The organism is Cellulosimicrobium sp. G4 BAM 1002, assembly GCF_057126935.1.
Window position 1 is genome coordinate 2,243,618 of record NZ_CP182109.1, and the last position, 19,179, is coordinate 2,262,796.

The 19,179-nt window shown below is 72.7% G+C and carries 18 protein-coding genes; 16 read left to right on the forward strand and 2 right to left on the reverse strand.

What is annotated here, in order from left to right:
- The first annotated feature begins 32 nt into the window (after window positions 1-32).
- From ACMXGY_RS10080 to ACMXGY_RS10090, 3 genes are read left to right on the forward strand one after another with little or no spacing between them, the layout of a single operon-like run.
- A complete protein-coding gene (locus ACMXGY_RS10080) occupies window positions 33-323 on the forward strand; it encodes a hypothetical protein (protein ID WP_483776688.1) in 291 nt (96 codons plus the stop codon).
- Window positions 313-1,575: a polysaccharide biosynthesis protein gene (locus ACMXGY_RS10085; RefSeq protein ID WP_483776689.1), complete on the forward strand. Its 1,263-nt coding sequence runs from the start codon at window positions 313-315 to the stop codon at window positions 1,573-1,575. The genes ACMXGY_RS10080 and ACMXGY_RS10085 overlap by 11 nt, the downstream gene beginning before the upstream one ends.
- A complete protein-coding gene (locus ACMXGY_RS10090; protein WP_483776690.1) occupies window positions 1,572-2,402 on the forward strand; it encodes an O-fucosyltransferase family protein in 831 nt (276 codons plus the stop codon). The genes ACMXGY_RS10085 and ACMXGY_RS10090 overlap by 4 nt, the downstream gene beginning before the upstream one ends.
- Before the next feature lie 1,123 nt (window positions 2,403-3,525).
- On the opposite strand, the gene ACMXGY_RS10095 is transcribed toward ACMXGY_RS10090, so the two are convergent.
- Window positions 3,526-4,803, reverse strand: coding sequence for a glycosyltransferase (locus ACMXGY_RS10095; RefSeq protein ID WP_483776691.1), 1,278 nt, complete (start codon window positions 4,801-4,803; stop codon window positions 3,526-3,528).
- 1 nt (window position 4,804) lies between these two features.
- Window positions 4,805-5,371 carry an LbetaH domain-containing protein gene (locus ACMXGY_RS10100; protein ID WP_483776692.1) on the reverse strand — a complete coding sequence of 189 codons (567 nt, stop codon included), beginning with the start codon at window positions 5,369-5,371 and terminating at the stop codon, window positions 4,805-4,807.
- A gap of 64 nt (window positions 5,372-5,435) precedes the next feature.
- On the opposite strand from ACMXGY_RS10100, the gene ACMXGY_RS10105 reads away from it, so the two are divergent.
- The 13 genes from ACMXGY_RS10105 (at window position 5,436) to ACMXGY_RS10165 (ending at window position 19,105) form a co-directional block, all read left to right on the forward strand.
- Complete coding sequence (locus ACMXGY_RS10105; RefSeq protein ID WP_483776693.1) at window positions 5,436-6,728, forward strand: glycosyltransferase; 1,293 nt, start codon at window positions 5,436-5,438, stop codon at window positions 6,726-6,728.
- A gap of 41 nt (window positions 6,729-6,769) precedes the next feature.
- Entirely contained in the window at window positions 6,770-7,798 is a 1,029-nt protein-coding gene (gene gmd / locus ACMXGY_RS10110; protein ID WP_483776694.1) for a GDP-mannose 4,6-dehydratase, read from the forward strand.
- A complete protein-coding gene (locus ACMXGY_RS10115) occupies window positions 7,795-8,784 on the forward strand; it encodes a GDP-L-fucose synthase family protein (protein ID WP_483776695.1) in 990 nt (329 codons plus the stop codon). The genes gmd and ACMXGY_RS10115 overlap by 4 nt, the downstream gene beginning before the upstream one ends.
- Window positions 8,785-8,878: 94 nt before the next feature.
- On the forward strand, window positions 8,879-10,501 hold the full coding sequence (locus ACMXGY_RS10120; protein ID WP_483776696.1) for a tyrosine-protein kinase domain-containing protein: 1,623 nt from the start codon (window positions 8,879-8,881) through the stop codon (window positions 10,499-10,501).
- Window positions 10,502-10,583: 82 nt separating this feature from the next.
- Window positions 10,584-11,900: a UDP-glucose dehydrogenase family protein gene (locus tag ACMXGY_RS10125; RefSeq protein ID WP_483776697.1), complete on the forward strand. Its 1,317-nt coding sequence runs from the start codon at window positions 10,584-10,586 to the stop codon at window positions 11,898-11,900.
- Window positions 11,901-11,911: 11 nt separating this feature from the next.
- Window positions 11,912-12,424: a CAP domain-containing protein gene (locus tag ACMXGY_RS10130; RefSeq protein ID WP_483776698.1), complete on the forward strand. Its 513-nt coding sequence runs from the start codon at window positions 11,912-11,914 to the stop codon at window positions 12,422-12,424.
- Window positions 12,425-12,536: 112 nt separating this feature from the next.
- Window positions 12,537-12,719, forward strand: coding sequence for a hypothetical protein (locus tag ACMXGY_RS10135; RefSeq protein WP_483776699.1), 183 nt, complete (start codon window positions 12,537-12,539; stop codon window positions 12,717-12,719).
- Between the two features lie 176 nt (window positions 12,720-12,895).
- Window positions 12,896-14,923, forward strand: a complete 2,028-nt coding sequence (gene thrS / locus ACMXGY_RS10140) for a threonine--tRNA ligase (RefSeq protein ID WP_483776700.1) — start codon at window positions 12,896-12,898, stop codon at window positions 14,921-14,923.
- A gap of 7 nt (window positions 14,924-14,930) precedes the next feature.
- Entirely contained in the window at window positions 14,931-15,536 is a 606-nt protein-coding gene (locus ACMXGY_RS10145) for an HIT family protein (RefSeq protein WP_483776701.1), read from the forward strand.
- Window positions 15,536-16,216, forward strand: coding sequence for a phosphatidylinositol phosphate synthase (gene pgsA / locus ACMXGY_RS10150; protein WP_483776702.1), 681 nt, complete (start codon window positions 15,536-15,538; stop codon window positions 16,214-16,216). The genes ACMXGY_RS10145 and pgsA overlap by 1 nt, the downstream gene beginning before the upstream one ends.
- Window positions 16,216-17,229 (forward strand): phosphatidylinositol mannoside acyltransferase, encoded by a 1,014-nt coding sequence (locus ACMXGY_RS10155; protein ID WP_483776703.1) that lies wholly within the window; start codon window positions 16,216-16,218, stop codon window positions 17,227-17,229. Before pgsA ends, ACMXGY_RS10155 begins: the two co-directional genes overlap by 1 nt.
- Window positions 17,230-17,231: 2 nt before the next feature.
- A complete protein-coding gene (locus ACMXGY_RS10160) occupies window positions 17,232-18,443 on the forward strand; it encodes a glycosyltransferase family 4 protein (RefSeq protein WP_483776838.1) in 1,212 nt (403 codons plus the stop codon).
- A complete protein-coding gene (locus tag ACMXGY_RS10165) occupies window positions 18,440-19,105 on the forward strand; it encodes a hypothetical protein (protein ID WP_483776704.1) in 666 nt (221 codons plus the stop codon). The genes ACMXGY_RS10160 and ACMXGY_RS10165 overlap by 4 nt, the downstream gene beginning before the upstream one ends.
- Window positions 19,106-19,179 lie beyond the last annotated feature (74 nt).

The window sequence follows — 19,179 nt, forward strand, 5'->3', positions numbered from 1 at the left end:
CGGCCGTGCTTCCGGCGACCGTCACGAGCGACGTGGTCCGACTCTCCCGGGCCGACTATGTCCTCGTCACGCGCGAGGCCGACTGGTGCGCCGTCGCGGGTGCGGGCCTCGACCCGGTGACTGCGCACCTGCGCTTCAGCGTGACCGACGCGCGGTCCGAGGCGGCGGCGCGGCTCGGGCCCGTCGTCATGCCGTGGCGGTGGCGGCGCACGATCCTCAACACGGGTATCCGAGAGGTGCACCGCGAACCTGGCGCACCTCTCGCGCCGGTCCTCGGCGCCCTCCTCGCCGGCGCCCGGGTGAGGCGGGCTCGTGTCCGTTGAGCAGACGGCCTACCGCCGCGCCGTGGCGACCCTGCGGCGCACCGGTGTCGTGGACGGGATCTGGACCGCCGCGGCATCCGCAGGCTCCAAGGCGCAGACGCTCACCGTGCTTGCGGTCGCCGGCGCGGCGCAGGGCGTCGACGGCGTGGGGCGCGTCGTGCTCGCGACCTCGACGGCGGTCCTCGCGACCGCCGTCGTCGACCTCGGGTTCTCCACCCAGATCATGCGGGTCTACGCGGCGGGCGGGCTCGTGTCCCGGCGGACGGTGCTCGCGCCGCTCGCGTGGCGTGCCGGCGTCCTCGTGCCGTTCGCGCTCGTCGCGGCCGCCGTCGTCGTCGCTCCCGCCGTCGTCGAGGGGCGGGCATGGAGCGTCTCGGTCGCCGTCTACGCGCTCGGCTACCTGGCGTCGAGCGTCGTCACGAGGCTCGCGTACGGCGTCGGCCGGTTCCGCGGCGGTGCGACGCTCAACGGCGCGGTGCGTGCGGCCACGGTCCCCGCCCTCCTGCTCGCACAGCACGTCGGTGCCCCGCTGTGGACCGCGCTCGTCGTCCTTGCTCTCGGGGAGCTCGTCATCGCCGCAGTCCAGTACGGGCTCGTGCCCGTCGCCCTGGGGGAGGACCGGGAGACGGGCGTGCTCCGCGTCCGGCACACCTGGCGGTTCGGTCTGGCACCCCTCGTCAACACGGTGATGAACCGGAGCGACGCCGTCCTGGTCTCGTTCTTCGCCGCGACCGCCGCGGTCGGGGTGTACGGGCTGGCGAGCCAGGTGGAGGGGGCGCTCACCACCGTGGCGCTCGTCCCCGCCGGAGCGGCGGTGGCCTACGCCGCGCGATCCCGGTCGCACGCCGACGTGGCGAGCCAGCGCAGGGTGGTCGCCGGAGTGGTCGCCGCGGCCTACGTCGTGCTGGCGGTGCCGGTGCTCCTGGCTCCTGAGGCGATCGTCGAGCTCGTCTTCTCGGTGACGCTCCAGGACGCCGACGCCCTGCGCATCTGCGTCGTCGCCGGCATCTTCTCGTGCCTCGGCGGCGTAGCGACCCAGCAGATCACCGGGCTCGGACGGCAGCACGCCCTCGTCGCCGTGTGGCTGTCGACCCTCGTCGTCGGCGTCCTCGGGCTCGCTCTCGGTGCCGCGACGGCGGGCGCGGTCGGTGCTGCGTGGGGTGCGCTGGCCCGGGACGTGGTCTTCTTCCTGCTCTCCTGGTCGCTCCTCGTGTCGCCCGGTGCCAGGTCGCGCAGGAGGGAGGCCGCATGACGACTCTCGTCCTTCCACGGCTCGGACGGGCGGGCCTCGGGAACGAGCTCTTTCCCGCGCTGCGCGCCGCCGAGTTGGCCGCCGACATGTCCGCGACGCTCCTCTCGCCCCGATGGTTCCAGCTTCGTGTCGGACCGACCCTGCGCGGTGAGCGCGACAAGCGGCAGTACTGGCGCCTGTTCCGCCCTCCGACGCTCGAGCAGCGGCTGCTGCGCCGTGCGGCGGAGAGGGCCGTTCGCCCGCCGCACGACCCTGACGGGTCGGAGGTCGTGGTCGTGGCCGGGATGCAGGACTACTACGAGCCGCTGACGAGACCGGGCGAGTGGCACCGCGCGACCCTCCTCGGCTGGGCACGCGACGGGGTGGTGGGTCCTCCTCGCCATGAGGCGTACGTCAGCGTCCACGTCCGGCTGGGAGACTTCCGTCGCCCCGAGGAGGGCGCTCCCTCCGTGGACGCGAACAACACGAGCACGCCCGTGCGGTGGTACGTGGACGCGGTCCGGGCTCTGCGCGCAGGTGGGATCGACCACCCGGTCGTCGTCTCGTCGGACGGCGAGGACCGTGAGCTCGCCGACCTGCTCCGGCTGCCGGGCGTCGCACGGTCGGACGCCCGCAACGCCCTCGACGAGATCGTCCTGCTGTCGCGCTCGGCGGGGATCCTGGGCAGTCGCTCGACGTTCACCTCGTGGGGTGCGTTCCTCGGCTCGGTGCCACTCCTCGTGGCTCCGGGTGCGAACGCGTACCGGCCCCACCGGTACGTCTGGGAGAGCATCGGCGAGGACGTTCCCGCCGCGTGGCTCGACCGGCTGTCGAGGTCGTCGACATGATCACGCCGGTCCGGAGGGACCCCGAGCGCGATGCCATGGTCCGTGGCGCCCGGTCGCTCTTCCTCGTCGCCGCGTTCTTCGTCCCCCTGACAGCGGTCCGTTCCGTGGCCGGCTTCACCGTCGGCGACGGGGCGCTGGTCGCGGCCACGGCACTGTGCCTGCTCAGCCTCGCGAGACCCCCCGGCCGGGTCCCCGCCGGGGTCGCCACCGCCTCGGGTCTCGCCGTGCTGGCGGCCCTCGCGCTCGCGATCCCGTCGTCCGCCCCCGTCGCCGAGCTCGCGGTGGGCGCACGGCTGTGCGTCGTCTGGCTCGTCTGGGTCTGGGTCGCCTCGGTCGTGCTCCGACGACGGGAGCACGTCATTGCCGCGGCGACGGCCTTCGTGCTCGGGGCCTGCCTGTCGTCCGCGGTCGCCGTCGGACAGCTCGCAGGGGTCGACCTGCGACCCGCCTTCTTCGCCGCACCGGACGAAGGTGTCACGGCGCGGTTCATCGGCCTGGGCGGCCACGCCAACGGACAGGGCGGTTGCCTGGCGGTCGCGTTGGTCCTGTCTCTCGCGGCGGCGCTCGCGGGCCACCGGCGTGGACGGGCGCTGGCCGCGAGCTCGTTGCTCGCAGTCGGGCTGCTGCTCACCGCGAGCATCACCGGGCTGCTCACCGTGGTCGTCGGGCTGGTCGTTCTGCTGTGGCGGGCACGAAGCGTGCGGGTGGCACTCCTGGGAATTGTCGGGGTCGTGGCGGCGGCCCTCGCTCTCGGCATTCTCCGGCGCGCATTCCCGGCGGTCGTCACGCCTTTCGACCGTTTCGAGTCGGCGACCGGCGTGGGCGGGATCAGCACCGTCGGGCAGCGGCTGGCGACGATTCACTTCGCGGGGGAGCGGATTCGTGAGGAACCGCTCCTCGGAATAGGCTTTGCGGACGGCGGAGGGACATACAACGGCGTGACGCAGGCGCACAACATGGTGGTGCTCTCCTGGTACCAGGGCGGGATTCTTCTGCTCCTTGCGGTTCTCGTCATGTCGGCGACCGCCCTCCTCGCAGGGCGTCGCGCGAGGGACGCGCTCGGCACCGCATTCTTCGCCGCGACCGTGGCTGCACTTTTCTTTGCGCAGACAGGGCCGTCGCTTTACGACAGGTTCGTCTGGTTCCCGGCGGTCCTGCTCCTGGCGGTGTCCGTCCTGTCCCGATGCGACGAGCCGGTGCCGCTGCCTTCGGTGGTGGTCACCCCGGACCGTCGCTCGAGGTCGACCTCGCGCCCCGCCGTGACGATGCGGGCATAGTGCTCCTCGAGGAGCGCGGCGACCGAGCCGACCGAGAAGGTCTGCTCGACGAGCGCTCGTCCGTTCTGCCCGAGTGCGGCGCGCAGCGGTGCGTCCTCCAGGAGTCGTCCCAGAGCCACCGGGAGGTCGTTCCCGTCCTCCTCCACGACCACGCCCGCGCGAGCAGCGGCCACGGCCGGCGCGAGCCCGCAGGTGCGCGTCACGACCACCGGAGTACCGGCCGACATCGCCTCGAGGACGCTCATGGGGAACGGTTCGTCCACCGAGGGGAGCACGTAGACGTCGGCCGCACCGAGACGCGCCAGCGTCTCCTCGGGGGGCAGCGCCCCCTCCCACGCGACGCGGCACCGGATCTCCGGCGGGAGCCGCGACACGGCGTCGGCGACCCCGCGCCCCTCGCCCTCGTCAGGGCCGACGAGGGTGAACCTCACCCCGGGGAAGCGCGGCGCGAGGACGGCGGCCGCGCGGACGAACGCGAGGGGCCGCTTGCGTGCGTGGAGTCGGGCAAGGAAGAGGACCTCCGGGAGGCTGTCGCCCTGCTCGTCCGTCCGGACGGCTGGCGTCGACGGGACCCCGTTGACGAGGCGCTCGAGCGACACGGTCCCGGGGAACTGCGCGCGGAGTCCCGCCTCCTCGGCGGCCGTCAGGGCGAAGCTCGCGGACGCGTCGGCGACCAACCGGCGCGTGAGCAGGCGGTCCACGAGCGGGGCGAGGGGGTTCCTGCTCGGCATGAGCATGCCGTGGGTCTGCGTCACGAACGGCTTGCGCGCAGAGCACCACGCACGCGCAGCAAGGAGGGTCACGAGGTCGCGCGCCAGGTGCACGTGCGCGAGGTCGAAGCGGCCCGCGCTCGCACGGACCCACCGGAGCATCGCCGGGGAGGCGATCCCGGCAAACCCGGTCCCGGGCACCACGCGCACTGCGGGGAAGGTCCTGACCGGCACTCCGTCGTACTCCGTCGGGAGGCGCTCGAAACCCGAGGCGGCGGCGACCAGCACCGCGTCGTGGCCACGTTCGCGCAACGCGCGGACCTGGTTCGTCGCCACGCGCACGGGACCTCCGTAGGAACCCTCGGGAGTGATGAGCGTGACGACGTGCAGGACTCTCAGGCGTCGGCTCGTCATCTCAGAACCTCGTCCTGGCGGAGATCGCACGGCCGTCCCAGACTGCCCCGTCCGGGACCGTCCCGCGCACGACGGAGCCGGGGGTGACGAGAGACGACCGCCCGAGACGGGTGCCGCCGAGCACCACGCACCGGCTGGTGATCCATGCGCCGGGACCGACGTGGACCGGCGAGGTGACGAGCCCCATGTCGGAGCGGTGCCGGTGGCTCCCGGTCGTGACGAGGGTCTCTTGGGATATCACGACGTCATGGGCGATCCAGACGTGATCCTGGTTGTGGATCCAGACACCCTCGCCGATCCAGCAGTTGGCACCGACATGGAGTTTCCATGGAAATCGCACTCGCGTCCGAGGCCGGAAGACGACGCCCTCGCCGATCTCCGCCCCGAACGCCCGGAGTACCGCCACCCGCATTTTGGAGCTGATCTGCCACGGGTTCGAGACCAGGAGGAGCTCGGCGATTCCCCAGAGGTAGACGACGACCGCCGGCCGGTCCCACGTCGCGCGTTCGCCAGGCGCCTGCGCGAGCGGGACGACAGGAATTCTCGCGTGCGTCGGATCGGAATTCATGTGCCCCCCAGCATGGTCGTCCTCGCGCGGCTATGGTACTCAGGTGAATGGTCGAGGTCTTCGGGTGCTCGTGCTCGGCGCGAACTACTCTCCGGAACCTACCGGAAATGCGCCCTATACGTCGGCGCTGAGCCGTGCGCTCGTCGATCGCGGTGCCGAGGTCCGTGTCATCACGACCTTTCCGCACTATCCGGGCTGGCGCGTGCACGACGGGTACCGCGGCTGGAGACGACGCGAGACGGTCGACGGGGTCGACGTCCTGCGGCTGCGCCACTACGTGCCCGCCACGCCGTCACCCGTCCGCCGGCTGGTCGCCGAGCTGAGCTTCGGTCTGCGCTCAGTCGGTGTGCGCTGGCCCGAGGTCGACGTCGTGCTGCTCGTCTCACCGTCCTTGTTCTCGGCCGCCGTCGCGTCGGCGCGACTCGCGGCACGTCGCCGCCTCCGCGGGGCGTCGTCGCCTGCCGTCGTGCTGTGGACGCAGGACCTCTACTCCCTGGGCGTCGCGGAGACCGGTACCGCGAAGGGCTGCCGGGCGCGCGCGGTCGAGCGGGTGGAGAGCTGGGTGGTCCGCGGCGCGGACGGCGTCGTGGTGATCCACGACCGGTTCGCGCGTCACCTCTGCGAGGTCCTGGGCGCCGACCCCGACGCCTTGCGGACGGTGCGCAACTGGACCCACCTCCGACCGAGGGGTGCGGTCGACCCGTCGACCGTCCGGTCGCAGCTGGGCTGGGGCGACGAGCTCGTCGTGCTGCACGCGGGGAATCAGGGGGCGAAGCAAGGTCTGCAGAACGTCGTCGAAGCGGCGCGGCTCGCCGACAACCGGGACGCGGGTGTCCGGTTCGTGCTGCTCGGCGACGGGAGCCAGCGCCGGCGCCTGGAGGCCTCGGCCGCCGGGATCGGATCGATCCAGTTCGTCGACCCTCTGCCCGACGACCGCTTCTCCGCCGCTCTGGCCGCGGCAGACGTCCTGCTCGTCAACGAGGTCGCCGGTCTCACGGAGATGTCGGTGCCGAGCAAGCTCACGTCCTACTTCGACGCCGGGCGCCCGATCCTCGCGGCGACGTCGGAGAGGTCCACGACCGCCCACGAGATCCGGGTCTCCGGAGCGGGCGCACGAGTGGACGCCGAGGACCCGAGGGCACTCCTCGAGGCTGCCCTCGACCTCGCGTCCGACCCGTCGCGCCGGCACGCGCTGGGCGAGGCCGGACGACGGTACCGGCGTGACGTCCTCTCCGAGCCGGCGGCGGTCGACAGATTCGAGGAGTGGTTGACCCGATGCGCCGTCCGACGGCGTCCGGACCGCGGCCGGTACGGCGCCGCCCGCGCAGCGATGGAGGGGGCGCGCACGGAGTTCTGATCACGATCGCGCAGCACGGCTGCCGACCACAGGGGGCACACATGAAGAAGGCACTGATCTCTGGCATCACCGGACAGGACGGCTCGTACCTCGCCGAGCTCCTGCTCCGCAAGGGCTACGAGGTGCACGGGCTGATCCGCCGTGCGTCGACGTTCAACACGGCGCGCATCGAGCACCTCTACCAGGACCCGCACGAGGCGGACACCCGCCTCTTCCTGCACTACGCGGACCTCTCCGACGGGGCCCGCCTCGTCACGCTGCTGTCGCAGATCGGCCCGGACGAGGTATACAACCTCGCGGCTCAGTCGCACGTCCGCGTGTCGTTCGACGAGCCCGAGCACACGGCGGACACGACCGGTACGGGCGCGATCCGGCTCCTCGAGGCCGTGCGCCTCGCCGGCATCGAGACGCGGTACTACCAGGCGTCGTCGTCCGAGCTCTACGGGTCAACACCGCCGCCACAGGACGAGACGACGCCGTTCCACCCACGTTCGCCGTATGCGGCGGCGAAGCTCTACGCCTACTGGATCACGAAGAACTACCGGGAGGCGTACGACCTGTTCGCCGTCAACGGGATCCTCTTCAACCACGAGTCACCGCGTCGGGGCGAGACGTTCGTGACCCGCAAGATCACGCGCGCCGCAGCCGCGATCCAGGCCGGCAGGCAGGAGCACCTCTACCTGGGGAACCTCGACGCGGTCCGCGACTGGGGCTACGCCGCCGAGTACGTCGAGGGCATGTGGCGCATGCTGCAGGCCGACACGCCGGACGACTACGTCCTCGCGACCGGCACCGGCATGACGGTGCGGGACTTTCTCGCGGAGGCCTTCTCCCACGTCGGGCTCGACTGGGAGGACCATGTGCGCTTCGACGAGCGCTACCTGCGCCCCACCGAGGTCGACGCCCTCGTCGGCGACCCGAGCAAGGCGCACGCCGAGCTCGGCTGGAAGCCGAGCGTCGACGGGCGGGAGCTGGCAAGGATCATGGTCGAGGCCGACGTCGAGGCTCTGCGGCACGCGGGATCGCCGTGGATCGACAGGGTCGCGCTGGCGACATGGGCGGCTGAGTGAGCACGGAGGACGCGCGCGACCGGGTCGGCTACTCGCCGGCGCCGCTCGACCGCGATGCCACGTTCTACGTCGCCGGCCACCGCGGGCTCGTCGGCTCGGCCATCTGGCGACGGCTACGGTCGGCGGGCTTCCGCCGGCTCGTCGGCCGATCGTCGACGGAGCTGGACCTGACCGACCGCGAGGCCGTCTTCGAGCACTTCCGGGTCCACCGACCGCGGTACGTGGCGCTCGCGGCAGCCAAGGTGGGCGGGATCCTCGCGAACGACACGACGCCGGTGGACTTCCTCAGCGTGAACCTGCGCATCCAGGTGAACGTGCTCGACGCGGCCCGTGCGTACGAGGTCGAGCGTCTGCTGTTCCTCGGATCCTCGTGCATCTACCCACGGCTCGCGGCGCAGCCGATCGCCGAGGAGGCCCTGCTCACGGGACATCTCGAGCCGACCAACGACGCGTACGCGATCGCGAAGATCGCGGGCATCCTGCAGGTGCAGGCGGTGCGCAGGCAGGACGGACTCCCGTGGATCTCGGCCATGCCGACCAACCTCTACGGGCCGGGGGACAACTTCTCGACCTCGGGTTCGCACGTCCTCCCGGCCCTGGTCCGCCGCTATGACGAGGCGACGCGGTCAGGTGCCCAGAGCGTCACGAACTGGGGCACGGGATCGCCCCGACGGGAGTTCTTGCACAGCGACGACATGGCGGACGCCTGCCTCCACCTCCTCGAGCACTACGACGGGCCGACGCACGTCAACGTGGGGACCGGGACTGATGCGACGATCGAGGAGGTCGCCCGGCTGGTCGCTGACGTCGTCGGGTACGACGGCAGGACGGAGTGGGACCGGAGCAAGCCCGACGGGACGCCGCAGAAGCTGCTGGACGTGTCCCGGCTCGCCGCCACGGGATGGCGCCCCAGGATCGGTCTCCGGGACGGCCTGGAGCAGGTCGTCGAGTGGTATCGCCGCCACGCCGAGGACGTCCGACGGTGACCGGAGCGGGGCTCGCGTGCTCCAGCGGGGTGTGCGACATTGAGGCGATCGTGGGGCGGCGCTCAGGGGGAGCGGCACACGTCAGGGGGCGACGATGGAGCTGAGGGAGTACATCACGCTGCTGCGCAAGCGGTGGGTGACCGTGGCCGTGCTCGCGGTCGCGGGCCTGGCGGTCGCGGGCGCTCTCTCGCTCGCGGCGACGCCCACCTACTCGGCCCGGTCGCAGGTGTACGTGTCCGTGCAGGGGTCCGACACGACGACCGACCTGCTGCAGGGGTCGAACTTCACCGTGCGCCAGGTGAAGTCCTACATCGAGCTCGTCTCGACCCCGCGAGTGCTCGAACCGGTCATCGAGAAGCTCGGGCTCGCCGACGGGCCCGGGTCTCTGGCGGGAAAGGTCAGCGCCGAGTCGCCGCTCGACACCTCGCTCATCGAGGTCACCGCGACGGACGAGTCTCCGCAGGTCGCCGCGGAGATCGCGAACGCGGTCGCCGGATCGCTGGCCGACGTCGTCTCCGAGCTCGAGACCCCGGCGGCAGGCGGGGAGTCGCCTGTGCAGATCAGCACGGTCCGAACCGCGACGGTCCCCACCAGCCCCTCGTCACCGAACGTCAGGCTCAATCTCGTGCTCGGCCTCGTCGTCGGGCTGGCAGCGGGTGTCGCGCTCGCCGTGGCACGCGAGCTGCTCGACACCCGGGTCCGGACGGCGTCGGACGTGGAGGCGGTCAGCGACGCGGCCGTGCTGGGTGTCATCGGGTACGAGGAGGACGCCCCGGAGCACCCGCTCATCGTCCAGGAGTCGCCGCAGGCGTTGCGGGCCGAGGCCTTCCGGCGACTCCGGACCAACCTGCAGTTCCTCGAGCTCGACGGAGGCTCGCGCACCTTCGTCATGACGTCGGCACTGTCCGGTGAGGGCAAGACGACGACGTGCATCAACCTTGCCATCACCCTCGCCGACGCCGGGCAGAAGGTCGTCCTCGTCGACGCCGACCTCCGAAGGCCGTCCGTCGCGACCTACATGGGTCTCGAGGGGTCCGTGGGACTCACGACCGTGCTCATCGGCAGGGTGACGGTGGAGGACGCCCTGCAGCCGTGGGGCAACGGCAACCTCGACGTCGTCGCTGCCGGCCAGGTGCCGCCGAACCCCAGCGAGCTCCTCGGCACCGACGCGATGGCGGCGCTCGTCGAGCAGCTCGGCGCGCAGTACGACGTCGTCGTGATCGACACGCCGCCCCTGCTCCCGGTCACGGACGCGGCGATCCTGGCCAAGGTCGTGGGCGGAGCGATCGTCGTCGTCGGTGCCGGTGAGGTCCACAGGCACCAGCTCGAGGGCGCGCTCTCGTCGCTCGGCACGGTCGGCGCCCGACTGCTCGGCCTCGTCCTCAACAGAGTCCCGGTCAAGGGGCCGGGGGCAGGGATCTACGGGTACGGCTACTACGAGTACACGAGCGAGGAGCCGGCGTCGTCCGGCTCCGGGCGCGGCGAGGGTCGCACGGTCTCGCTCCGGCCGCGGAGGCACGAACGCAGCGGCGACGTCGGAACGCCTCGGGAGGGCCCGGCGAGCGTCCGGCGGCGGACGGCCGAGTCGGCGGCCAGCCCGCCGGGCGGGCGGCGCGGTCGCCGCCACGAGGTGCCCGACGGCGTCGCAGCCGGGACGTCGCCGTTCTCGCGGGTCGAGGCGTTCGACGACGTCGTGGCCCGTCGCGACCCGCCGTGACCGCCGCGCTCGCCAGCGACATGGGACGACCGGCACGAGGCGCGCGGGTCGTGGGCTCGCGACCGGACGGCAGGGGGAGAGCATGAGGATCTCGGTCATCGGGTGCGGATATCTGGGGGCGGTCCACGCCGCGTGCCTGGCGACGCTCGGCCACGAGGTCGTCGGCGTGGACACCGACGCCAGGAAGGTGTCCGAGCTCGCCTCCGGGAGGGCGCCGTTCCACGAACCGGGGCTCCCCGGGCTGCTCGCCGCGGCGGTCGTCGACGGTCGCCTCACGTTCACGACGGAGCCGGAAGCCGTCGCGCGAGCGGACGTGCACTTCCTCTGCGTCGGCACGCCCCAGCGCGCCGACTCCTACGCGGCCGACCTCACGTTCGTCGACGCCGCCTTTCGCTCGCTCCTGCCGCACCTGCGGAGCGGCGCCGTCGTGGTGGGGAAGTCGACGGTCCCGGTGGGGACGGCGGCCCGGCTGGCGGGCGAGCTCGACGCCGCGGAGCCGGCCGCCACGCTCGTGTGGAACCCGGAGTTCCTGCGCGAGGGTCACGCGGTGCGGGACACCTTGCACCCCGACCGGCTCGTCTACGGTGTCGTCGACGGGGCTGCGGGCGACCGAGCCGTGAACGTCCTCGACGACGTGTACTCCCGGTTGATCGCGGAGGGGACGCCGCGGCTGGTCACCGACCTCCCCACGGCGGAGCTCGTCAAGGTGGCCGCGAACTCGTTCCTCGCGACGAAGATCTCGTTCATCAACGCGATGGCCGAGCTGTGCGAGGTCGCCGGCGGCGACGTGACGCGGTTGGCCGATGCGATCGGGATGGACGAGCGCATCGGACGGAGGTTCCTCGACGCCGGGCTGGGGTTCGGCGGCGGGTGCCTGCCCAAGGACATCCGTGCGTTCATGGCGCGGGCGGAGGAGCTGCACGCCGACCCGGCCGTGAGCTTCCTGCGCGAGGTCGACTCGATCAACACCCGACGTCGCGAACGCATGGTCGACCTCACCGTCGGGGTGCTCGAGGGGAGACCGCTCGCCGGGGCGCGTGTCGCGGTGCTCGGTGCCGCGTTCAAGCCGGACAGCGACGACGTGCGCGACTCGCCCGCGCTCGACGTCGCGGCACGCCTGCACGCTCGCAGTGCCCGCGTCGTCGTGACGGATCCCCAGGCACTGCGCAACGCGCGGGCGAAGGCGCCGCAGCTGCGGTACGCGGCGACGGTCGAGGAGGCGGTCGACGGGGCCGACGCGGTCCTCGTCCTCACCGAGTGGCCCGAGTACCGCGAGCTCGATCCGGGCAAGCTGTCGGGCCTGGTCGCGGCCCCGCGGATCGTCGACGGGCGCAACGCGCTCGACGCCGACACGTGGCGGGGCGCGGGGTGGACGTACCGGGCCCTCGGGCGTCCGTGACGGTGTCTCGCGTGTCGACGAGGGCGCTCGCCTCGACTGCTGCGCTGGCGGTGCTCGTCGTCGGTGCCTGCTCGCCAGGAGAGCCGGCCCCCGACGGCGCGGTGGCCCACGACGCCCACCGCTCCGCCGGCTCGCCACCGGGTCTCGATCCACGTGGCTACGCCGACGCGTTGGTCACCGCGACGAACGCCGTCCGTGACGAGCACGGTCAACCGGCGCTCGAGGCGAGTCCGTGCGCGACGGACGAGGCGCTGCGCCGGGCCGAGGCGCTCGTCGGCGCCTCCCTCGAGCACGCCCCGCTGGATGCGGTGATCGAGGCGTGCGCGCCCGCAGGGGGCACGGCTGCGGAGAACCTGAGTCGCGCCGCCGCGCAGCCCACCGAGGTCGTCGGCGCCTGGATGGACTCGCACGGGCACCGGGCCAACCTCCTGGACCCGGCTCTGACCGCCGTCGGTGCCGGATGCGTCGCCGACCCGTCGCAGGGCGAGGGCGTCCTCGTCTGCGCCGAGGTGTTCCTCGGTTGAGCCGCCGCGGCGCCGTGGCGGTGCGCGACCCGCGCGACTAGCGTTCTCGGCGGGGACGCAGCCGTCCGTCCCCCGGCACGGGCACGTGCCGAACGTCGAACGAGGAGTCGTCATGAGCGAGCAGGCACCGAAGAACGAGGGTGGTCTCGGAGACCTCGTGGGCAAGGCGAAGGAGTTCCTCACGGACGAGAACATCGACCAGGTCGCGGGTGCGATCAAGGGCGTGGCGCCGGACTCCGTGGACAAGCACGTCGACACGCTCGCGGAGAAGGCCAAGCAGGCCAACGACCAGTAGTCCGGGACACGCGGCGGGCGGTCGGAGGTGTCCGGTCCGTCCCGCGTGCTCGGGTCGGTACGATCGAGGGGCGCCGTCGTCGACGGCGCCCCTTCGAGCGCCCGGGACCGCCCGGACGTTCGACGACCGCTCATCGAGGACGCCGCCGGCGTCCTCCCACCTGCAAGGAGCAGCACGTGTCGGACGTCGTCCAGCCACCAGTCACCACCGCCCCCGAGCACGGGACCGTCACGGTGGAGACGGCGACGACGGGCACGGAGCTCTTCGCCGCCCGCCGCGACGTCGTCGTCGTCCGCGTGAACGGCGTGCTCAAGGACCTCGACACCGCGCTCGCCCCCGGCGACGAGGTCGAGGGCGTGACGATCGACTCCCCCGAGGGGCTGTCCGTGCTGCGCCACTCCGCGGCCCACGTGCTCGCCCAGGCGGTCCAGCAGGTCAACCCGGACGCGAAGCTCGGCATCGGCCCGCCCATCACGGACGGCTTCTACTACGACTTCGACGTCGAGACCCCGTTCACGCCCGAGGACCTCAAGGCGCTCGACAAGGCCATGGCACGCATCGTGCGCGAGGGCCAGACGTTCCGCCGCCGGGTCGTGACCGAGGACGAGGCACGGGCCGAGCTCGCGGCCGAGCCGTACAAGCTCGAGCTCATCGGGCTCAAGGGCGGCGCGGCGGACGACACCGAGGGCGCGAGCGTCGAGGTCGGCGGCGGCGAGCTGACGATCTACGACAACGTGCGCGGCGCCGGGCGCGAGAGCGAGACCGTGGTCTGGAAGGACCTGTGCCGCGGCCCGCACCTGCCCTCGACGAAGCTCGTCGGCAACGGGTTCCAGCTCATGCGCTCGGCCGCGGCCTACTGGCGCGGCAGCGAGAAGAACCCGCAGCTCCAGCGGATCTACGGCACCGCATGGCCGACGAAGGACGAGCTCAAGGCGTACCTCGACCGTCTCGCCGAGGCCGAGCGCCGCGACCACCGCCGCCTCGGTAACGAGCTCGACCTGTTCTCCTTCCCGGAGGAGATCGGCTCCGGCCTGCCCGTGTTCCACCCGAACGGCGCGACGGTCCGCATGGAGATGGAGGAGTACTCGCGCAAGCGGCACGTGGAGGCCGGCTACTCGTTCGTCAGCACGCCCCACATCACCAAGGCGAACCTGTTCCACACGTCGCGCCACCTCGACTGGTACGCGGACGGGATGTACCCGCCCATGCACCTCGACGAGGAGCTCGACGACGACGGCAACGTCCGGCGCGCGGGGCAGGACTACTACCTCAAGCCGATGAACTGCCCCATGCACAACCTCGTGTTCAACTCGAGGGGCCGCTCGTACCGCGAGCTGCCGCTGCGGCTCTTCGAGTTCGGGACGGTGTACCGGTACGAGAAGTCGGGCGTCGTGCACGGCCTGACGCGCGCCCGCGGGTTCACGCAGGACGACGCGCACATCTACTGCACGCGCGAGCAGATGAAGGACGAGCTGTCCTCGACGCTGACCTTCGTGCTCGACCTCCTGCGCGACTACGGCCTCGAGGACTTCTACCTCGAGCTGTCCACGCGCGACCCCGAGAAGTCGGTCGGCGACGACGCGACGTGGGAGGAGGCGACCGAGATCCTGCGGCAGGTCGCGACGGAGTCGGGCCTGGAGCTCGTGGCCGACCCGGGTGGCGCCGCGTTCTACGGCCCGAAGATCTCGGTCCAGGCGAAGGACGCGATCGGGCGCACGTGGCAGCTCTCCACCATCCAGCTCGACTTCTTCGAGCCTGAGCTCTTCGAGCTCGAGTACACCGCCTCGGACGGCACGCGCCAGCGCCCGGTCATGATCCACCGCGCGCTGTTCGGCTCGATCGAGCGCTTCTTCGGCATCCTCGTCGAGCACTACGCGGGCGCGTTCCCCGCGTGGCTCGCGCCCGTCCAGGTGGTCGCCGTGCCGGTCGCCGAGCCGTTCAACGACTACGTGGCCGAGGTCGTCGCGCAGCTCAAGGCGCAGGGGATCCGCGCGGAGGTCGACTACTCCGACGACCGCTTCGGCAAGAAGATCCGCAACGCGAGCACCCGGAAGGTGCCGTTCGTCCTCATCGCGGGCGGGGAGGACGCAGAGGCCGGTGCCGTGTCCTTCCGCTACCGCGACGGCCGTCAGGACAACGGCGTGCCCGTCGCCGAGGCGGTCGAGCGCATCGTCACCGCCGTCCGCGACCGCGTGCAGGTGTGACGCCGCGGTGAGCGACGAGCGCACGAACGACACGGTCGAGCCCCCGGACGGACACCCGCGGTTCGACGACGGGCTCGAGCGCCTGTGGACCCCGCACCGCATGGTGTACATCGGGGGGAAGGACAAGCCCGCCGACGACTCGCGGGGCGAGTGCCCGTTCTGCCGCGTCCCGGAGCGCTCCGACGAGGACGGTCTGGTCGTCGCCCGCGGCGAGGAGGCGTACGTCGTGCTCAACCTCTACCCGTACAACCCGGGCCACCTCATGGTCGTGCCGTACCGCCACGTCTCCGACTACACGGAGCTCACGGAGGCGGAGACGGTCGAGGTCGCCCACCTGACGCAGACCGCGATGCGCGTCGTCCGCGACGTGTCCGGCCCGGACGGGTTCAACCTCGGCATGAACCAGGGTGCGGTCGCGGGTGCGGGCATCGCCGCGCACCTGCACCAGCACGTCGTGCCACGGTGGACGGGTGACGCGAACTTCCTGCCGGTCGTCGCGCACACCAAGGCCGTGCCCGAGCTGCTCGCCGACACGCGCGCGAAGCTCGCCGCGGCCTGGCCCGGGGCCGGTCGGAGCCCGTCCGCCGGCACGCGCACGGGAGGGGACGCCTGATGTTCGGTCGCCTGCGCGCGCTCACCACGCGCCTCTTCACGCCCCTCGCCGCCCTCCTGCTGCGCCTCGGCGTGAGCCCCGACGCGGTGACGGTCGTCGGGACACTCGGCGTCGTCGCGGGCGCTCTGTGGCTCTTCCCGACCGGCCACCTGTTCGCCGGCGTCATGGTCGTGATGGTCTTCGCGTTCTCCGACGTGCTCGACGGCGTCATGGCCCGCCGAGCGGGCCGGTCCGGGCCCTGGGGCGCGTTCCTCGACTCGACGCTCGACCGGCTCGCGGACGCCGCGGTGTTCGTCGGCCTGGTCCTGTGGTTCGTGCGCGCCGACGACCCGCGGCTCACGCCCGACCTCGCGGCCTGGGGGACCGTCGTCGGGCTCGCGTGCCTCGCGCTGGGCGCCGTCGTGCCGTACGCGCGGGCCCGGGCCGAGAGCGTCGGCATGACGGCGCAGGTCGGCATCGCCGAGCGGGCCGACCGGCTGGTCGCCGCGCTCGTCGCCGCGGGGATCGTCGGCCTCGGGGTCCCCCCGGTCGTCCTCGTCGTCGTGCTGGGGCTGCTCGCCCTCGCGAGCGCGGTGACGATCGTGCAGCGCGTCGCGACGGTCCGGCAGCAGTCGCTCGCGCTCGCGGGCGCGGCAACCACTACCACGCCCCCTACGGACGAGACGGAGGACGGTCGCTGATGGCACTCGACGCCGGAAGGGCGTTCACGTTCGCCTGGCGCAACGCGCGCAAGGTCCCCGAGCCGGTCCTGCGCGGCCTGTTCACCGCCGTCGCGGACGTGACGTGGCTCCTGCGGGGCGAGGGCGTGCGCCAGCTCGAACGCAACCTCGCGCGCGTGCGGCCAGGGCTCGCGCCGCGCGCGCTGCGCCGCCTGTCACGCGCGGGGATGCGCTCGTACATGCGCTACTACCGCGAGGCGTTCACCGTGCCCGCGTGGACGCCGGAGCAGGTGAAGGCCCGTGTCCGCCTCGTCGGGTACGAGAACCTCACCGTGCACCTCGACGGCGACCGCAGCCCCGTCATGGCACTGTCGCACCAGGGCAACTGGGACCTGGCGGGCGCGTACGCGACCCAGCACATCGCGCCGGTCCTCACGGTCGCGGAGCGCCTCGAGCCGGACGAGCTGTTCCAGGAGTTCCTCGCCTTCCGCAACTCGATCGGGCTCGAGATCCTCGCGCTCGGCGACGGAGACGTCTTCCGCGAGCTGGTGCGCGGCGCCGGCCGCCCGGGCAAGATCATCCCCCTCCTCGCCGACCGCGACCTCACCGCGCGCGGGATCGAGGTCGACCTCTTCGGCCACCGCGCGCGCGTCGCCGCCGGGCCGGCGGCGCTCGCCGTGAGCACCGGGACGCCCCTGATCCCCACCAGCATCTACTACGAGCGCCTGCGCGGCGCGCGACGACGTGCAGCCGGTTCCCCCTGGGGGATCGTCATCCACTTCTTCCCGCGCGTCGAGATCCCGCAGGACGTCCCGCGCGCTCAGCGCGTGGCCGCTGCGACGCAGGGCTGGGTCGACGCGCTGAGCGGCGCTCTCCGCGAGCACCCCGAGGACTGGCACATGCTCCAGAAGGTGTTCGTCGACGACCTCGACCCGGAGCGCTACGCGCGGACCCGGTCCGCGGGCGGGGGCGACGCGCGCCCGCCCGCCGGGGCCGAGCCCGACGGCGTCGACCCGGCGGGGCGTGCCGCATGAGCCTGCGTGTCGGGATCGTCTGCCCGTACTCGTTCGACGCGCCCGGGGGCGTCCAGTTCCACGTGCGCGACCTCGCCGAGGCGCTCATCGCCCAGGGGCACGAGGTCTCGGTCCTCGCGCCCGCGGACGACGACACCCCCGTCCCGGACTACCTCACCCGGGTCGGCGGAGCGATCCCCGTCCGCTACAACGGCTCGGTCGCGCGCGTGACCTTCGGGCCCCGGACGGCCGGCCGCGTGCGCCGGTGGCTCGAGGCAGGGCGGTTCGACGTGCTGCACATCCACGAGCCCGTGAACCCCTCGCTGAGCATGGTTGCGCTCTGGATCGCGCAGGGACCGATCGTCGCGACGTTCCACACGTCGCTCGTGCGGTCCCGTGCGCTCCAGATCGCCTACCCCCTCGTGCGCCAGGGCCTCGAGAAGATCGACGCGCGCATCGCGGTCTCCGAGGACGCCCGGCGCACGCTCGTGGACCACCTGGGAGGCGACGCCGTCGTGATCCCCAACGGCGTCTACGTGGACACGTTCGCGTCCGCCGCGCCGACCAGCCGCTGGCAGGGGACGGCCGACGCCCCGACGATCGCGTTCCTCGGCCGCCTCGACGAGCCGCGCAAGGGTCTCCCGGTCCTCACCGCGGCGATCCCGCGGATCCTCGCGGAGGTGCCCGGGGCCCGCTTCCTCGTCGCCGGGCGCGGCGACGACGGTCGCGACGCCGCGACCGAGGCCCTCGGGCCGCACGCGGCGTCGGTCGAGTTCCTCGGGGGCGTGAGCGACGAGGACAAGGCGAGCCTGCTCGCGTCCGTGGACCTGTACATCGCGCCCCAGACGGGCGGCGAGAGCTTCGGCATCGTGCTCGTCGAGGCCATGAGCGCAGGAGCGTGCGTCGTCGCGAGCAACATCGGGGCGTTCCGCCGCGTGCTCGACGACGGTGCGGCGGGCGCGCTGTTCGCGGTCGGGGACGGCGAGGCGCTCGCGACGACCGTGATCGACGTGCTCGGGGATCCCGCCCGCCGCGACGTCTACCGCGCTCGCGCGCGCGAGTTCGTCCGCCGGTTCGACTGGTCCGCCGTGACCGACCAGGTGCACGCGGTGTACGACATGGTGCTGGCGGCGTCGGAGGCCGTGATCCCGGTCCACGAGGATCCGCGGTCGCGCCGTGGAGGTCGCCTGATCGGGCGCTCGCGCGTCGAGCCGGAGGAGGCGGGCCGACCATGAGCTGGTCCGAGGTCACCGTCCTCGTCCTCGTCCTCGCCGTGCTCGTCGGCTGGCTCCTCTGGGTCGCCGCGTCACGGCTCGACCGCCTGCACCGCAAGGTCATGGCGTCGCGCCTCGCGCTCGATGCGCAGCTCGTGCGCCGTGCGTCGGCCGCGGTCGACCTCGCCGCCTCGGGCGAGCTCGACCCCGCCTCGGCGCTCCTCGTGGTGGAGGCGGCGCACGCGGTGCTCGACGACGACGCCGACGCGCGCCGGCTCGCCGCGACCGTGCCCGGCCTGGTCAGCGAGGGCGGGTCCCGGCCGCGTCGCCTGCTCGGCGGGATGGCCGAGTCGCGCGCGCTGGCCGAGAGCGACCTGTCCGCCACGCTGCGCTCCGCGCTCGAGGACCCCGACGAGCCCGGCGCTGCCGAGGGTGCCGCGCAGGGGCGGGCCGAGCCGTCCGGCGACGAGCTGCTCGGGTCGCTCTCCGCCGCCTGGTACCGGGCGCAGCTCGCGCGCCGGTTCCACAACGAGGCCGTCGCCCAGGCGCAACGCGTCCGGAGCAAGTGGTGGGTCCGGCTCTTCCACCTCGCCGGCCACGCGCCCATGCCCGCCACGGTCGAGCTCGACGACGCGTGGCCCGCGACGCTCTCGCGCCCCGCCGAGCAGGCCGGACGAGCCTGACGAGGCCGCGGGGCGGTGGACGGCGCGGCGATAGGATGAGAGCGGCGTGCGAGCATGTGCCGTCGAGCCTGTTC

Bases quoted from the DNA above. Each gene is read 5' to 3' on its own strand.
- ACMXGY_RS10155 (WP_483776703.1), top strand. From the start codon at position 16,216: ATGGCACTCGACGCCGGAAGGGCGTTCACGTTCGCCTGGCGCAACGCG.
- ACMXGY_RS10135 (WP_483776699.1), top strand. From the start codon at position 12,537: ATGAGCGAGCAGGCACCGAAGAACGAGGGTGGTCTCGGAGACCTCGTG.
- pgsA (WP_483776702.1), top strand. From the start codon at position 15,536: ATGTTCGGTCGCCTGCGCGCGCTCACCACGCGCCTCTTCACGCCCCTC.
- gmd (WP_483776694.1), top strand. From the start codon at position 6,770: ATGAAGAAGGCACTGATCTCTGGCATCACCGGACAGGACGGCTCGTAC.
- ACMXGY_RS10120 (WP_483776696.1), top strand. From the start codon at position 8,879: ATGGAGCTGAGGGAGTACATCACGCTGCTGCGCAAGCGGTGGGTGACC.
- ACMXGY_RS10095 (WP_483776691.1), bottom strand. From the start codon at position 4,803: ATGACGAGCCGACGCCTGAGAGTCCTGCACGTCGTCACGCTCATCACT.
- ACMXGY_RS10165 (WP_483776704.1), top strand. From the start codon at position 18,440: ATGAGCTGGTCCGAGGTCACCGTCCTCGTCCTCGTCCTCGCCGTGCTC.
- ACMXGY_RS10125 (WP_483776697.1), top strand. From the start codon at position 10,584: ATGAGGATCTCGGTCATCGGGTGCGGATATCTGGGGGCGGTCCACGCC.
- ACMXGY_RS10100 (WP_483776692.1), bottom strand. From the start codon at position 5,371: ATGAATTCCGATCCGACGCACGCGAGAATTCCTGTCGTCCCGCTCGCG.
- ACMXGY_RS10090 (WP_483776690.1), top strand. From the start codon at position 1,572: ATGACGACTCTCGTCCTTCCACGGCTCGGACGGGCGGGCCTCGGGAAC.